Source organism: Psychrobacter sp. Rd 27.2, assembly GCF_001921755.1.
Classification (GTDB): Bacteria; Pseudomonadota; Gammaproteobacteria; order Pseudomonadales; family Moraxellaceae; genus Psychrobacter; species Psychrobacter celer.
The window spans coordinates 1-394 of sequence record NZ_MRYB01000102.1 but is presented as its reverse complement, the minus strand read 5'-3'; the positions used below and the strand labels follow the sequence as shown (position 1 = coordinate 394).

General features: G+C 36.8%; 1 pseudogene. It reads left to right on the top strand.

Annotation, left to right across the window (positions count from 1 at the left end):
- Nucleotides 1–394, top strand: a pseudogene (locus tag BTV99_RS12775) (helix-turn-helix domain-containing protein); the annotation flags it as partial.

Below are 394 nucleotides of genomic sequence, written 5' to 3'. Positions count from 1 at the left end.
ACCAACTGATTGAGTATCTTGAAGACATTAACCAAGCTGTTTTCAAAAACCTATTTGATCAACGTAACGAAGTGCTATGTGTTCACGACTTTAAAAATGTAAGCAGCAATAATGACGTGTCTGTTAAGGTTGATATCGATGAAATTAGTGATGAAGATTGGAAAAAAGCTCAACAGAAATACTTAGCAATCAAACCATTAATTGGTGGTGCTTACGATGACTATTCTGGTGATACAGGTTTAGAAAGACGTGCAAGTGAAGTTAATGTATCTTCAAGAACCTTGAGACGCTGGAAAGACGCTTATTTAGCAACCAACTCTGTAGTCTCACTACTAGATAAAAAAGGTGGCTGGCGTAAAGGTGAAAGTCGTCTATCAACACAAATGGAAAAACT